Below are 15,137 nucleotides of genomic sequence, written 5' to 3'. Positions count from 1 at the left end.
CCACCAAATACCCTGTGGATAACTCAAGTTGACTGTGGATCAAACCTGGTGAAGGAGAAAAGCCGAGGAATCACAGGAGAACGAGGAGATGAAAAGCCGAAGAGCCGACGATCCGGCCAGGCGTAATACGGATGCACCGATCGGCTCGCCACAGGCACTCTGACGCCATGGACGAACGTCGCACCGTCAAGGTGTCCAAGTACCTCTCGAAGCATCTGCGGCACCAGCCGGAACGCATCGGCCTCACTCTCGACGAGAACGGCTGGGTGCCGGTCGACGAGCTGCTGCGCGCCGCGACCCGGCACGGGTTCGCCTTCTCCCGCGCAGAGCTGGACCACGTCGTCGCCGCCAACGACAAGCGCCGCTTCACCATCGAGGGCGGCGCGCCGGGCGGCGCAGGAGCAGACCGTATCCGCGCCAACCAGGGCCACACCGTCACCGTCGACCTGGACCTGCCGTCGGCCGAGCCGCCCGCGCACCTCTACCACGGCACGGTCGCCCGGGTGATGGACGTGATCCGGGCCGAGGGCCTGCGCCCCATGGCCCGCCACCACGTCCACCTGTCGCCCGACCGGGAGACGGCCACCCGGGTCGGCGCCCGCCGCGGCCGCCCCCTCGTCCTCACCGTGGACGCGGGCGCGATGCACCGCGCCGGCCATGTCTTCCGGGTCAGCGCCAACGGGGTCTGGCTCGCGGACGCCGTACCACCTCAGTTCCTGCTCCTGCGCGGCTGAGGACCTGAGCGACAGGAGCCGTACGGATCAAGCCAGTTGAGCGGGCGCCTCGGTCGCGATGCGCTCGAAGACCTTCGGGTCGACGTCGAAGTCGGAGTCCGGGATCGGGGCGTGGACGACGATCTCGGTGAAGCCCAGCTCCGCGTGGCGCCCCGCGAAGTCGACGAAGGCGTCCACGGACTCCAGCGGGGCGGTGCGGTCCGGTGTGAAGCCGGTCAGCAGGACCCGGTCCGGCTCGGCGGCGTCCCGGCCGATCTCCGCACAGGCCGCCGTGAACCTCTCGTTCTGCGCCCGCAGCGCGGCCCGCGACTCCTCCGGGGTGCCGTTCTCGTACAGCTTGGGGTCGCCGGTGGTGACCCAGGCCTGCCCGTGGCGGGCGGCCAGCCGCAGACCGCGCGGCCCGGTCGCGGCGACCGCGAAGGGCAGCCGGGGGCGCTGGACGCAGCCGGGGATGTTGCGGGCCTCCTCCGCGGCGTAGTGCGTCCCGCGTTCGGTCACCGCGCCCTCGGTGAGCAGCCGGTCCAGAAGCGGCACGAACTCCGCGAAACGGTCGGCCCGTTCGCGCGGGGTCCAGGCCTCCTGGCCCAGCGCGGTGGCGTCGAAGCCGTTGCCCCCGGCGCCGATGCCGAGGGTGATCCGGCCGCCCGAGATGTCGTCCAGGGAGATCAGCTCCTTGGCCAGCGTCACCGGGTGGCGGAAGTTCGGCGAGGTCACGAGGGTGCCGAGCCGCAGGCGTTCGGTGGTCGTCGCCGCGGCCGTGAGCGTGGGCAGCGCCCCGAACCACGGGCCGTCCCGGAAGCTCCGCCAGGACAGGTGGTCATAGGTGTAGGCGGTATGGAAGCCCAGCTGCTCCGCGCGCTGCCAGCGGTCACGACCGCCCTCGTGCCAGCGGTGGACGGGCAGGATCACGGTGCTCAGGCGGAGGCTCATGTCCACGAGCCTACGGCCGTGCCCGGGCCCGTCGGCGCCCCGATGACCTGTGACATATGCCGGAGGAATGTTCCCCAGCTCAGGGGCGTACGCACTCAGATGTGCGCCCCTCCGCACGCCCGTGCGCCTTCGTGGGCGAGAATGGCCCGGTGACCTCAGTGACCGATGCGCCTCTTCCCGCCGTGACCCGGCTGATCGCCACCGACCTCGACGGCACCCTGCTGCGCGACGACAAGACGCTGTCCGCGCGTACGGTCGCGGCCCTCGCGGCGGCCGAGGAGGCCGGGATCGAGGTCTTCTTCGTCACCGGCAGGCCGGCCCGCTGGATGGACGTCGTACGCGACCACGTCCAGAGCCATGGAACGGCGATCTGCGCCAACGGCGCCGTGGTCACCGATCTGCGGACCGACGGCGACCTGCTCTCCGTGCGGCCGCTGGAGCGCGGCGCCGCCCTGCACGTCGTGCGCACCCTGCGCGAGGCGGCCCCCGGCACCTCCTTCGCCGTCGAGTTGACCACCGGCATCAACTACGAACCGGCCTACCCGCCCTTCCATCTGGATCCGGGCGCCACGGTGGCCGTCGCCGAGAAGCTGCTGCACGAGGACTCCCCCGGCGTCGGCGCGCCGGTGATCAAGCTGCTGGCCCACCACACCGAGCTGGCGCCCGACGCCTTCCTCGGCCTGGCCCGCACCGCCGCCGGCGACCGGGCCGCCTTCACCCGGTCCAGCCCCTCCGCGCTCCTGGAGGTCAGCGGGCTCGGCGTCTCCAAGGCCACCACGCTCGCCGCCTGCTGTGCCGAGCGCGGCATCGCGCCCGCCGAGGTGGTCGCCTTCGGCGACATGCCCAACGACATCGAGATGCTCCGTTGGGCCGGGGCCTCCTTCGCGATGGGCAACGCCCATCCGGACGCGGTGGCCGCCGCCTCGGGCCGGACCGCCACCAACGAGGAGGACGGGGTGGCCCTCGTCATCGAGCGGATCCTCGCCGGCCGCAGAGACACCCCCTGAATCCACCCTGCTGAAACCTTTCGGCAGACCGGGCCGAGGAGCCCGATCCGCCGTCCTCACAACGGCGCCTCCCACACCACCGTCGTACCGCCGCCGCCCTCCCCGATCCCCGGTTCGATCCGGCTCGACCCGCCCAGCGACTCGGCTCGGCGGGCCAGATTGCGCAGTCCGCTGCGCCGGCCGCCCTCCGGGATGCCCACCCCGTCGTCGGCGACCGAGAGACGCACCGCCGCCCGCCCGTCCGGCAGGGTCACCGTCGCATCGACGACCACATCGATCAGCGACGCCCCCGCGTGCCGGAACGCGTTGGAGAGGGCCTCGCGCAACGCGGCGACCAGGTTCTTGCCGGTCAGCTCGCCGACGAGCGAGTCCACCGGCCCCAGGAAGCGGTGCGCGGGCTTGAAGCCGAGCGGGACGGCCGCCATGTTGATCTCCCGCAGGACACGGGTGCGCAGCCCCGACGGGGCCTCGGCCGGTTCCTGCTGGAGCGCGAAGATGGCCGTACGGATCTCCTGGATCGTCACGTCCAGCTCGTCGACCGCCCGGCCGACCCCGGTCCGCACCTCGGGCACCACCGACCGGCGCTGGGCGCTCTCCAGCATCATCCCGGTGGCGAACAGCCGCTGGATGACCAGGTCGTGGAGGTCGCGGGCGATCCGGTCGCGGTCCTCGTACACCGCGAGCCGCTCCCGGTCACGCTGCGCCTCGGCCATCATCAGCGCGAGCGCCGCCTGCGAGGCGAACTGGGTGGCGAGCGTCCGCTCGCTCTCCGTGAACGGGCGCGCGCCCCGGGACCGGGGGGTGGCCAGCGCGCCGAGCACCCGGCCGCCGCTGTGCAGCGGCAGCATCATGCTGGGGCCGAACCGGTCGGCCAGTCTGGTGATCATCCGGCTGTCGGTGGCCGAGTCGTCGATGAACACCGCCTCGCCCGCGAGCAGTTTCGCCACCACCGCGCTCCGGGGCGGAATGATCACGCCGAGCGAGGACGAGGGGTCGTCGGACGACACGGCGACGATCTCCAGACCGCCCTCCCCGGTGGGCAGCAGCACGATCCCGGCGGCGGAGTCGGCGAGCCGGCGGGCCTGTTCGGCGACCACGGACAGGGCCTCGTCCGCGTCCCCGCCCGACAGGAGCGCCGTGGTCACCGCGACCGATCCGTCGATCCAGTGCTCCCGTTGCCGCGCCGCCTCGTACAGCCGGGCGTTGCCGATGGCGATTCCGGCCTCCGTGGCGAGCACCCGGACCATGTGGAGGTCGTAGTCGCTGAACTCCGCGCCGTGCCGCTTCTCGGTCAGATAGAGGTTGCCGAAGATCTCGCCCTGGACCCGGATGGGCACCCCCAGGAAGCTGCGCATCCGAGGGTGTCCGGCCGGGAATCCGGCGGACCTGGGGTCGGTCGACAGGTCGGCCAGGCGGACCGGGTCGGGGTCGTGGATCAGCGCGCCGAGCAGGCCCCGGTGGCCGTCGGGCCGCCGCCCGATCGCCTCGGCCACCTCCTGCGGAACGCCGTAGGTGACGAAGTCCGAGAGGCCCTCGCCCAGCTCGTCGACGACGCCGATCGCGGCGTACCGGGCGTGGGCGAGCTCGGCGGCCGTCTCGCAGATCCGGTCCAGGGTGGAGTGCAGTTCCAGCCCCGCGCCGACGGAACGCATCGCCTCCAGGAGCTGCGGCACCCGCGCGGTCAGCTCGGTGGACAGCCCCTGGAGGCTGCGGGTGGCCCGGGTGGCGGCGTCGAGGGAGTCCTGCGGATCGGGCTCTGCCATGGCCCGAGCCTAGTTAGTGGCGATAAGGGGCGAAAGTCGAGAATGCGTGCGATGACCGGAGAGCGCGACCGTGCACGGCCCGGTAGGGCGACGCGAACCGGGCCGCGCACGGTCGCGTCGCCCAGGGCATCCCCCGGGCCTCACACCCCCGCCCCCACCGTCTCCCTCTCGCGCTCCAGCATCCGGCGCAGCGGCCCGTCCTCGGCTGCGAGTTCGGCGTACGGTCCGCGCTGCACGACCCGGCCCGCGTCCAGCACCAGCACCTCGTCGACCGCCTCCAGGCCGGTCAGCCGGTGGGTGATCAGGACCGTCGCACGGCCCCGGGTCGCGTCCAGCAGATCGGCGGTGAGGGCGTCGGCGGTCGGCAGGTCGAGGTGTTCGGCCGGCTCGTCCAGGACGAGGACGGGGAAGTCGGCGAGCAGCGCGCGGGCCAGGGCGAGGCGCTGGCGCTGGCCGCCGGAGAGCCGTGCGCCGTGCTCGCCCACCGGGGTGTCGAGCCCCTGCGGCAGGGCCGCCGCCCACTCCAGGAGCCGGGCCCGGGAGAGTGCGTCGCGCAGCTCGGGGTCGGTCGCCCCGGGCCGGGCCAGGCGCAGGTTCTCGCGGATCGTGCTGTCGAAGACGTGCGCGTCCTGGGCGCACAGCCCCACCGAGCGCCGGACCGTGTCCGACTCCAGCGCGGCCGCCTCGACGCCGCCGAGCCGGTACGTCCCCGACGAGGCGTCCAGGAAGCGCAGGAGGACCTGGGCGAGCGTCGTCTTGCCCGAACCGGAAGGGCCCACGACCGCGATGCGCCGTCCGGGCGTCAGCGTCAGGTCGAGCGAGGACAGGGCGTCCCGCGCCGCGCCCGGGTAGCGGGCGCTCAACCCTCGTACCTCCAGTGGGAAGGGGGCGGCGGGCTCCTCCGCGGGGCTCTCGGGCTCCCGTACGGGCACGGGGGCGTCCAGCACCTCGAACACCCGCTCCGCGCTCCGGGCGACACGCTGCCGGTACTGCACGGCGAGCGGCAGCCCGGTGACGGCCTCGAAAGCGGCCAGCGGGGTCAGCACCACCACGGCGAGCGCGACGCCGGACAGCCGGCCGTCGTGCACGGCGGGAACGGCGACGGCCGCGGCGGCGACCACGGTGAGCCCGCAGACCAGGGCGGACAGACCGCCGCCGAGCGCCGTCGCCGCGGCCGCGCGGGAGGCGATCCGGGTCAGCAGCCGGTCGGCCGTGCGCAGCCGCGCCTGTCGGGCGGGCAGCGCCCCCGCGACGGTCAGCTCCGCGGTGGAGCCGAGGAGATCGGCGACCCGGGTGGCCAGGGCGGCGCGGGCGGGCGCGAGCTGACGCTCCGTACGGCGGGCGCAGGCGCCGCTGACGAACGGCACGCCGACCCCGGCGACCAGCAGCCCGACGGCCAGGATCACGCCCGCCTCCGGGAGCAGCCAGCCGGTGAACCCGGCGGCCGCGGTGCCCACCACGAGGGCGGTACCGGCGGGCAGCAGCCAGCGCAGCCAGTAGTCCTGGAGCGCGTCCACATCGGCGACGAGCCGGGACAGCAGATCGCCGCGCCTGGTGGTGCGCAGTCCGGCCGGGGCGATGCGTTCGAGGCCCCGGTAGACGGAGACCCGCAGGTCGGCGAGGAGCTTCAGCACGGCGTCGTGCGAGACGAGCCGCTCGGCGTAGCGGAAGACCGCCCGGCCGATGCCGAAAGCGCGGGTCGCGGTGACGGCCATCATCAGATACATCACCGGCGGCTGTTCGGAAGCGCGGGAGATCAGCCAGCCGGAGACCGCCATGAGCCCCACGGCCGACCCGACGGCCAGGCTGCCGAGCAGCAGGGCCAGGGTCAGCCGGCCGCGCTGCGCCCCGGCGGACGCGCGGACCCGGGCGAGCAGGCGCCCGGAGCGGCTGCCGCTCGTCCCGAGGGGGGCGAGGTCCTCCGCCCTGCGGGTGTCCGGGAGTTCACCCCCGGCGAGGGGCTCGGGTACGGCGGACCCCGGGGCCGCGGCGCCCGCGAGCACCTTCGCGTACGGCTCCTCAGGGGCTCCCGTACGCGGTTCCAGCGTCACCACCCGGTCGGCGACCGCCAGCAGCGCCGGACGGTGGACGACCAGCAGCACGGTCCGCCCGGTGGCCAGCCGCCGTACGGCGTCGACGATGCCCGCCTCGCTCTCGCCATCCAGGCTCGCGGTCGGCTCGTCCAGCAGCAGGACCGGCCGGTCGGCGAGGAACGCCCGGGCCAGGGCGAGGCGCTGACGCTGGCCCGCGGAGAGCCCGGCGCCGTCCTCGCCGAGCGGCGTCCGCAGCCCGTCGGGCAGTGCCGCGACGAAGTCGTACGCGCCCGCGTCCCGCAGCGCCGCGAGGACCGCCTCGTCGTCGGCGTCGGGCCGGGCGAGGCGGACGTTCTCGGCGATCGTGTCCGCGAAGAGGTAGGGGCGCTGGGGGACCCAGGCGATCCGGCTCCGCCAGCGTTCGAGGTCCAGCTCCGCGAGGTCCCGGCCCCCGACCCGGACGCGCCCCTCGTCGGGTACGGCGAACCCGAGGACCACGTTCAGCAGGGTGGACTTGCCGACCCCGCTCGGGCCGACCAGGGCGACGGTCTCCCCCGGCTCCACGGTGAGCGACGCGGCGTCCAACGACGGTTCGGCGCGGCCCTCGTGGCGTACGGTCACCTCCGCCAGCTCCAGGCGCAGCGTGTCCGGCACGTCCTCGGTGCCCGGGGCGCGGGGTTCGGTCTCCAGGACCGCGAAGATCTCCTCGGCGGCCGAGAGGCCCTCGGCCGCCGCGTGGTACTGCGCCCCGACCTGGCGGATCGGCAGATACGCCTCCGGGGCCAGGATCAGGACCACCAGACCGGTGTAGAGGTCGAGTTCACCGTGGACGAGGCGCATGCCGATCGTGACGGCGACGAGCGCCACCGACAGGGTCGCCAGCAGCTCCAGGGCGAAGGAGGAGAGGAAGGCGATCCGCAGGGTGCGCAGGGTGGCCCTGCGGTAGTCGGAGGTAATGGTGCGGATCGACGCGGCCTGGGCCTTGGCCCGCCCGAAGACCTTCAGGGTCGGCAGCCCGGCGACGACGTCCAGGAAGTGCCCGGAGAGCCGGGACAGCAGCTGCCACTGCCGGTCCATCCGGGACTGGGTGGCCCAGCCGATCAGGATCATGAACAGCGGGATGAGCGGCAGGGTGACGACGATGATCGCCGCCGACACCCAGTCCTCGGTGACGATCCGGGCGAGCACCGCCACCGGCACGACGACCGCGAGGCCGAGCTGCGGGAGGTAGCGGGCGAAGTAGTCGTCGAGCGCGTCGATGCCCCGGGTCGCCAGGGCGACCAGCGAACCGGTGCGCTGTCCGCTCAGCCAGTCGGGGCCCAGTCGCGCCGCCCGCTCCAGGAGCCGGCCGCGCAGTTCCGACTTGACGGCCGCGCTGGCGCGATGGGCCGCCAGCTCGGTGAGCCAGGCGACCAGGGCCCGCCCGAGCGCGACGGCGGCGAGCAGCAGGAGAGGGGTACGCAGTGCGGTGACCGTGAGCCCGCCCTCGAAGCCGCCCACCACGATCTCGGCGATGAGCATCGCCTGGGCGATCACCAACAGGGCGCCGACCAGGCCGAGAGCCACCACGGCCGCCAGGAAGAGGCGGGTGGCCCGTGCGTGGTGGAGCAGACGCGGATCGATCGGTTTCACGTGAAACATCCCCCCGGCGGGGTCGGTGAGCTCTGCGGGATCGAGAGCTGCCGCGCGCCGCGAGGCCCGCGGCAGCTCACCGGAGTCAGTGCGCGTCGGCGATGTGCTGGGTGCCGATGCGCTTGCGGAAGACCCAGTAGGTCCAGCTCTGGTAGAGCAGCACGATGGGCGTGGCGATGCCCGCGCACCAGGTCATGATCTTGAGCGTGTACGGGCTGGACGAGGCGTTGGTGACCGTGAGGTTCCAGGCGTCGTTCAGCGAGGACGGCATGACGTTCGGGAAGAGCGTCAGGAAGAGCATCGCGACCGCCGCCGCGATCGTCACGCCCGAGAACGCGAACGACCAGCCCTCACGTCCCTTGGCGATCGCCCCGATCGCGGCCAGGAGCGCCACCACCGCCACGACCAGGGCGCCCAGGCTCCAGCCGTCGCCGTTCTCGGCCTGGGTCCAGAGCAGGAAGCCGAGCGCGAGCACCGCGGTGACCGGGCCGAGCTTCAGCGCCAGGGCGCGGGCCCGGATCCGGATGTCGCCCGCCGTCTTGAGACCGGCGAACACCGCCCCGTGGAAGGTGAAGAGGGTGAGCGTGACGAGGCCGCCGAGGATCGCGTACGGGTTGAGGAGGTCCCAGAAGTTGCCGACGTACTCCATGTCGGCGTCGATCTTCACGCCCCGCACGATGTTCCCGAACGCCACGCCCCACAGCACCGCGGGGATCAGCGAGGTCCAGAAGATCGCGGTCTCCCAGTTCGTCTGCCACCGCTCCTCGGACCGCTTGGCGCGGTACTCGAAGGCGACGCCCCGCACGATCAGGCAGAACAGGATGATCAGCAGCGGCAGATAGAAGCCGGAGAAGAGGGTGGCGTACCACTCGGGGAAGGCGGCGAAGGTCGCGCCGCCCGCGGTGAGCAGCCAGACCTCGTTGCCGTCCCAGACGGGCCCGATCGTGTTGATCAGGACCCGGCGCTCCTTGCGGTCGCGGGCCAGCAGCTTGGTGAGGACCCCGATGCCGAAGTCGAATCCCTCCAGGAAGAAGTAGCCGGTCCAGAGGACGGCGATGAGCACGAACCAGACGTCGTGGAGTTCCATCTCTCAGCTCCTGTGCTCAGTACGAGAAGGCCATCGGCCGGTCGGCGTCGTCTTCGTCGTGGCCGCCGATCTTCGTGGGCGGGTTCAGGTCGTCCTCGGTGAGTTCCGGCGGCCCGGCCTTGATGTACTTCACGAGCAGCTTCACCTCGATCACGGCGAGCACCGCGTAGAGCAGGGTGAAGACGATCATCGAGGTGAGAACCTCGCCCTGCGAGACACCGGGGGAGACCCCGGCACGGGTCTGGAGCACCCCGTAGACCACCCAGGGCTGCCGGCCCATCTCGGTGAAGATCCAGCCCCAGGAGTTGGCGATCAGCGGGAAGAGCAGCGTCCAGAGCGCGACGAGCCAGTAGAGCTTGGTGAGCCGCGGGCTGAGCGCCTTGTTCCGGAACAGGACCAGATGCGGCACCTCGTCCTCACCGGTCCGCAGCGCCGGTGGCAGCAGGAACTTCTTCCGGGTCAGCCAGAGCCCCAGCAGGCCGAGGCCGAAGGAGGCCATCCCGAAGCCGATCATCCAGCGGAAGCTCCAGAACGCGACCGGGATGTTGGGGCGGTAGTCGCCGGGCCCGTACTTCTCCTGCGACTGCTTGTTGATGTCGTTGATGCCGGGGACATAGGAGTTCGGGTCGTTGTTGGCGAGGAAGGACAGTATCCCGGGGAGCGAGATCTCCACGGAGTTGTGGCCCTTGCTGACGTCCCCGTACGCGAAGATCGAGAACGGCGCCCGCTCCTGACCGTCCCACAGCGCCTCGGCGGCGGCCATCTTCATCGGCTGCTGCCGGAACATGACCTTGGCGAGGCTGTCGCCGCTGACGGCGGTGAGCAGTCCGGCGACCACCACGGTGATCAGCCCCAGCCGCAGCGAGGTCCGCATCACCGGGATGTGCTTCTTGCGCGCCAGGTGGAACGCGGCGATGCCGACCATGAAGGCCCCGCCGACCAGGAACGCCGCCGTGATGGTGTGGAAGAACTGGGTGACCGCGGTGTCCTGGGTGAGCACCCGCCAGAAGTCGGTGAGTTCGGCGCGGCCGCGCTCCTCGTTGATCCGGTAGCCGACCGGGTGCTGCATCCAGGAGTTGGCCGCCAGGATGAAGTAGGCGGAGAGGATCGTGCCGATCGAGACCATCCACATGCAGGCGAGGTGGATCTTCTTCGGCAGCTTGTCCCAGCCGAAGATCCACAGCCCGATGAAGGTGGACTCGAAGAAGAAGGCGATCAGCGCCTCGAAGGCGAGCGGAGCGCCGAAGATGTCGCCGACGAAGCGCGAGTAGTCGGACCAGTTCATGCCGAACTGGAACTCCTGGACGATGCCCGTGACGACGCCCATGGCGATGTTGATCAGGAACAGCTTGCCCCAGAACTTGGTCGCCCTGAGGTACTTCTCGTTCTCCGTCCGCACCCAGGCGGTCTGCAGGCCGGCGGTGAGCGCGGCGAGCGAGATCGTCAGGGGGACGAAGAGGAAGTGGTAGACGGTGGTAATGCCGAACTGCCATCGCGCCAGGGTCTCCGGCGCCAGAGCTAGGTCCACGTCGTCAGTCTCCTTACATCGCCGTGGTCACACCGGCACTATGCCCCTTTGATTCCCCCGATTACGGGAGGAAGCAGGGCACGCTTGTGAACGCGTTCACATTCACAAGCAATTATGGCGCACACACTTTCGGAGCCTTCGTCGGGGGTACCCCTTTTCGGCCCAAGCCCGTGCGCACGGCCTCCGCCGCCCACGCGAAAGGCCCCGGGCCTCGTCGATCGAGGTCCGGGGCCACCCGGTCGTACGGCGCCACCGCGCGCGAGGAGCCGCCTCGCGCGCCCGGCGCGGCTACAGCTCCGCGCGGAACGCCTCCGCCGCCTTCAGGAACAGGTCGTTGCCCTCGTCCTCGCCGATCGAGACCCGCACACCCTCGCCCGCGAACGGCCGCACGACCACCCCGGCCCGCTCACAGGCCGCCGCGAAGTCGAGGGTCCGCTCACCGAGCCGCAGCCAGACGAAGTTCGCGTGCGACTCCGGCACCGTCCAGCCCTGGCGCACCAGCTCCGCGCTGACCCGGGTGCGCTCGGCGACCAGCGAACCGACCCGGCCCAGCAGCTCGTCCTCGGCGCGGAGCGAGGCCACCGCCGCGTCCTGGGCGAGCTGGCTCACGCCGAAGGGGACGGCGGTCTTGCGCAGCGCGGCGGCCACCGGCTCGTGGGCCACCGCGAAGCCGACCCGCAACCCGGCCAGACCGTACGCCTTGGAGAAGGTCCGCAGCACCGCCACATTGGGCCGGTCCCGGTAGATCTCGATGCCGTCCGGCACGTCGGCGTCGCGGATGAACTCCTTGTACGCCTCGTCGAGCACCACCAGCACATCGCTCGGCACCCGGTCGAGGAACCGTTCCAGCTCCGCTCGGCGCACCACCGTGCCGGTGGGGTTGTTGGGGTTGCAGACGAAGATCAGCCGGGTCCGGTCGGTGATCGCGTCCGCCATCGCGTCGAGGTCGTGCACATCGCCGTCGGTCAGCGGGACCTTGACCGAGGTCGCGCCGCTGACCTGGGTGATGATCGGGTACGCCTCGAAGGACCGCCAGGCGTAGATGACCTCGTCGCCGGGGCCGGAGGTGGCCTGGAGCAGCTGCTGGGCCACGCCCACCGAGCCCGTTCCGGTGGCGATGTGCGAGAGAGGCACACCGAAACGGTCGGCCAGCTCGTTCATCAGGCCGGTGCACGCCATGTCCGGGTAGCGGTTGAAGTTCCCCGCGGCGGCGAGCGCCGACTCCAGGACACCCGGCAGCGGCGGATAGGGATTCTCGTTGGAGGACAGCTTGTACGCGACCGGTCCACCGGCCGCCGCCGGCTTCCCCGGCACATAGGCGGGAACGCCGTCCAGCTCGGCGCGCAGCTTGGGGCTCGTCTCGCTCACCGCAGGTCCTCCTCGACCGTCCGTTCACAGCAATACTGCACACCTTATGAGGATTGGGCCCCGCTGCGAATGGCCCGAGCGGGAAATCGACCGCAGTGCCCGGGAATGGGACCTCGCGCGGGGCGGCCCGGGGCCTCCGCCCGGGGGAGCGCATCACGGTCCGGCGCGCGCCGGTGGCTCACGCCGTGGCGCGCGTCCCCCGAAGTGGTGAGTTGAGACCTCTTCGAGACATCGCACATTCGGCAGGCTGCCACCCGCCAGCACCTGAAACACGCATGCATGAACACCCAACTCCCTTGCATTCAAAGGAATCTGATAGACAGTGACCTTGCAGAAACGTGCCTGTCAACGTGCGCATATGCGACCGGACCGACCACCCCTCGGAGCCCTACTATCGGCTCGCCATGACAGCAGCAGGGAAGCACCAGGTGAGCCGGACGGAGACACCCCGGCGCAGCGGCCGGCCGGGACGGGCGGGGATCCGTGATGTGGCCGCCGCGGCCGGAGTCTCGATCACGACCGTCTCCGACGCGCTCAACGGCAAGGGCAGGCTCCCGGACGCCACCCGCCGCCATGTCCGCGAGGTCGCCGAGCGCCTGGGCTACCGCCCGTCCGCCGCGGCCCGAACCCTCCGTACGGGCAAGTCGGGGCTGATCGGCCTGACCGTGACCACGTACGGGAATGAACCTTTCACCTTCACCGAATTCGCGTACTTCGCGGAGATGGCGAGAGCCGCGACCTCCGCGGCGCTCGCCCGCGGCTACGCCCTCGTCATCCTGCCCGCCACCTCCCGGCACGACGTCTGGTCGAACGTCGCACTCGACGGGACCGTCGTCATCGACCCCTCCGACCAGGACCCGGTCGTCACCGAACTCGTCCGCCAGGGACTGCCGGTCGTCTCGGACGGCCGCCCGGCCGGGACGCTCCCCGTCACCGCCTGGGTCGACAACGATCACCGGGCCGCGGTACTCGACCTCCTCGACCATCTCGCCGCCGCCGGAGCCCGCCGTATCGGCCTGCTGACCGGCAACACCACCGACACGTACACCCGGCTGTCCACCACCGCCTACCTCCACTGGTGCGAGCGGGTCGGCCAGGATCCCGTCTACGAGTCCTACCCGGCCCACGACCCCTGCGCGGGGGCGGTCGCCGCCGACCGGCTGCTCGCCCGCCCGGACCGCCCCGACGCGGTCTACGGGCTCTTCGACCCCAACGGCACCGATCTCCTCGCGGCGGCCCGCCGCTACGGACTGCGGGTCCCCGAGGACCTGCTGCTGGTCTGCTGCAGCGAGTCCACCGTGTACGCGGCCACCGAGCCGCCCATCACGACGCTCTCGCTGAAGCCGCGCCGCATCGGCACGGCCGTCGTCCAGCTCCTCATCGACGCCATCGAAGGGGTCGAGCACGACGGGCCGGTGGAGCAGGTCATACCGACGGAGCTCATCGTCCGGACCTCCTCGCAACGCCGCCCACCGCGCACCACGGTCAGCCCGCCGCGCTCCCCCAGCGGGGATTGATCGGCTCTTTTCGGACCAATCGGCCGGTGAACCGTGCGTGCGCCCGGATTCACCACCCCTGGTGCGTCACACAGATCGATCCGCATTCCTATGATGGGCGCACGACACCGCGGACCACCTCTACCAGGCAGGGCCCGTCAGGTGTACGGCGGCGCGACGGTGGTGGAGGGGTCGATGACTCAGGGGGCCGGTCAGGAACCCGTGGTGCGGACGGCGACGTTGCGTGACTTCCGGGTTCCGCCGTATGCGCAGACACCCGTGCCACCACAGGCACAGGTGGCACCTCCTTCCTCGGTACCGCCCCGTGCGCCGGACCCGAACCCGCCGGCGCCGGGCGCTCCCGTACCGCCGGCCGCCTCCGTACCGCCGCGGGCACCCGCGCCGGACCGGCCGCCGCACCCCGGCAACGCTGTCGTGGGCGACGAGCAGCCGGAGGGCTACACACCGACCGAGCGGGACCTCCCGGTCATCCGGCGCGGCGACACGGTCCAGGTGCAGACCGTCGCCGAGCCGGCCCCGGCGCCCGAGGACGGCCTCGGCCCGCTCTTCGTCGTCGGCGACGTCCACGGCTATCTGGACGAACTGCTGGCCGCCCTCGGCGAGCAGGGCCTCATCGACGCCGACGGGAACTGGGCCGCGGGCAACGCCCGGCTGTGGTTCCTCGGCGACTTCACCGACCGCGGTCCGGACGGCATCGGGGTCATCGACCTCGTCATGCGGCTCTCCGCCGAGGCGGCGGCGGCCGGCGGCTACTGCAAGGCCCTGATGGGCAACCACGAGCTGCTGCTGCTCGGCGCCAAGCGGTTCGCCGACACCCCCGTCAACTCCGGGGCCGGCACCGCCACCTTCCAGGCCGCCTGGCTGCTCAACGGCGGCCAGAAGACCGACATGGAGCGCCTCCAGGACGTCCACCTCCAGTGGATGTCCCGGCTCGACGCGGTCGTCGAGGAGGACGGGCATCTGCTGATGCACTCCGACACGACGGCCTACCTCGACTACGGCTCCACCATCGAGGACGTCAACGACACGATCACGGCCATTCTCACGCGTAACGACGCGGACGAGTGCTGGGACCTCTTCCGCAAGCTGACCAAGCGGTTCGCCTTCCGGGACGAGGGCGGCGCCGACGCGGTGCGCGAGCTGATGGCGACGTACGGCGGACAGCGCGTCGTCCATGGTCACAGCCCTATTCCGTATCTCCTGGGCGAGGTCGGCACGGAGGACGGCGAGGACGCGTCGGGCCCCGTGATCAACGGCCCGCACGTGTACGCGGACGGCCTCGCCATCGCCATGGACGGTGGAGTGACCATGGCCGGAAAGCTGCTGGTGGTTCAACTCCCCCTGCATGCCTGACCATCGACGGGGAAGGCGCTTCAGGTTCCGCCCGCGCCGACCTCGCCGATCACCGGACCCGTCACCGGGCCCAATTCTGGAAACACACTGTCACCCCGTGCCGTGAGCGCTCTACCATCGGCGTATCAGTGGCAGGCTCTCCTCCGTTTCCGCCCGATCGCCCGGTCCACGCGGGCAGCCGGGCA

General features: G+C 71.7%; 10 protein-coding genes. 4 read left to right on the top strand and 6 right to left on the bottom strand.

Going from position 1 to position 15,137, the window contains the following annotated elements:
* Positions 1 to 167 precede the first annotated feature (167 nt).
* Complete coding sequence (locus KV381_RS18485; protein ID WP_218785704.1) at positions 168 to 734, top strand: RNA 2'-phosphotransferase; 567 nt, start codon at positions 168 to 170, stop codon at positions 732 to 734.
* Between the two features lie 27 nt (positions 735 to 761).
* Here KV381_RS18485 and KV381_RS18480 read toward each other — a convergent pair whose 3' ends face one another.
* Complete coding sequence (locus KV381_RS18480) at positions 762 to 1,664, bottom strand: LLM class flavin-dependent oxidoreductase (RefSeq protein ID WP_218785703.1); 903 nt, start codon at positions 1,662 to 1,664, stop codon at positions 762 to 764.
* Positions 1,665 to 1,813: 149 nt separating this feature from the next.
* On the opposite strand from KV381_RS18480, the gene KV381_RS18475 reads away from it, so the two are divergent.
* Entirely contained in the window at positions 1,814 to 2,671 is an 858-nt protein-coding gene (locus KV381_RS18475; protein WP_098023998.1) for an HAD family hydrolase, read from the top strand.
* Between the two features lie 56 nt (positions 2,672 to 2,727).
* On the opposite strand, the gene KV381_RS18470 is transcribed toward KV381_RS18475, so the two are convergent.
* The 5 genes from KV381_RS18470 to hisC form a co-directional block, all read right to left on the bottom strand.
* A complete protein-coding gene (locus KV381_RS18470; RefSeq protein WP_030077331.1) occupies positions 2,728 to 4,434 on the bottom strand; it encodes a GAF domain-containing sensor histidine kinase in 1,707 nt (568 codons plus the stop codon).
* 140 nt (positions 4,435 to 4,574) lie between these two features.
* Positions 4,575 to 8,099: a thiol reductant ABC exporter subunit CydD gene (cydD, locus tag KV381_RS18465; RefSeq protein WP_218785701.1), complete on the bottom strand. Its 3,525-nt coding sequence runs from the start codon at positions 8,097 to 8,099 to the stop codon at positions 4,575 to 4,577.
* An 85-nt stretch (positions 8,100 to 8,184) separates the two neighbouring features.
* On the bottom strand, positions 8,185 to 9,186 hold the full coding sequence (gene cydB / locus KV381_RS18460; protein ID WP_030626888.1) for a cytochrome d ubiquinol oxidase subunit II: 1,002 nt from the start codon (positions 9,184 to 9,186) through the stop codon (positions 8,185 to 8,187).
* Between the two features lie 16 nt (positions 9,187 to 9,202).
* Positions 9,203 to 10,714, bottom strand: a complete 1,512-nt coding sequence (locus tag KV381_RS18455; RefSeq protein WP_030077325.1) for a cytochrome ubiquinol oxidase subunit I — start codon at positions 10,712 to 10,714, stop codon at positions 9,203 to 9,205.
* A gap of 288 nt (positions 10,715 to 11,002) precedes the next feature.
* Positions 11,003 to 12,082, bottom strand: a complete 1,080-nt coding sequence (hisC, locus tag KV381_RS18450) for a histidinol-phosphate transaminase (RefSeq protein ID WP_030077323.1) — start codon at positions 12,080 to 12,082, stop codon at positions 11,003 to 11,005.
* A 404-nt stretch (positions 12,083 to 12,486) separates the two neighbouring features.
* On the opposite strand from hisC, the gene KV381_RS18445 reads away from it, so the two are divergent.
* On the top strand, positions 12,487 to 13,599 hold the full coding sequence (locus KV381_RS18445) for a LacI family DNA-binding transcriptional regulator (RefSeq protein WP_030626883.1): 1,113 nt from the start codon (positions 12,487 to 12,489) through the stop codon (positions 13,597 to 13,599).
* Positions 13,600 to 13,758: 159 nt separating this feature from the next.
* Entirely contained in the window at positions 13,759 to 14,952 is a 1,194-nt protein-coding gene (locus KV381_RS18440) for a metallophosphoesterase (protein ID WP_256995241.1), read from the top strand.
* The last annotated feature ends 185 nt before the right edge of the window (positions 14,953 to 15,137 follow it).

It is taken from the genome of Streptomyces sp. WY228, assembly GCF_019287315.1.
Lineage (GTDB): Bacteria > Actinomycetota > Actinomycetes > Streptomycetales > Streptomycetaceae > Streptomyces > Streptomyces caviscabies.
This window is presented reverse-complemented; position numbering and strand designations above follow the sequence as displayed.

What these genes read in the sequence shown, in the direction of transcription:
- KV381_RS18485 (WP_218785704.1), top strand. Translation starts at nt 168, where the DNA reads ATGGACGAACGTCGCACCGTCAAGGTGTCCAAGTACCTCTCGAAGCAT.
- KV381_RS18480 (WP_218785703.1), bottom strand. Translation starts at nt 1,664, where the DNA reads ATGAGCCTCCGCCTGAGCACCGTGATCCTGCCCGTCCACCGCTGGCAC.
- KV381_RS18470 (WP_030077331.1), bottom strand. Translation starts at nt 4,434, where the DNA reads ATGGCAGAGCCCGATCCGCAGGACTCCCTCGACGCCGCCACCCGGGCC.
- cydB (WP_030626888.1), bottom strand. Translation starts at nt 9,186, where the DNA reads ATGGAACTCCACGACGTCTGGTTCGTGCTCATCGCCGTCCTCTGGACC.
- KV381_RS18445 (WP_030626883.1), top strand. Translation starts at nt 12,487, where the DNA reads ATGACAGCAGCAGGGAAGCACCAGGTGAGCCGGACGGAGACACCCCGG.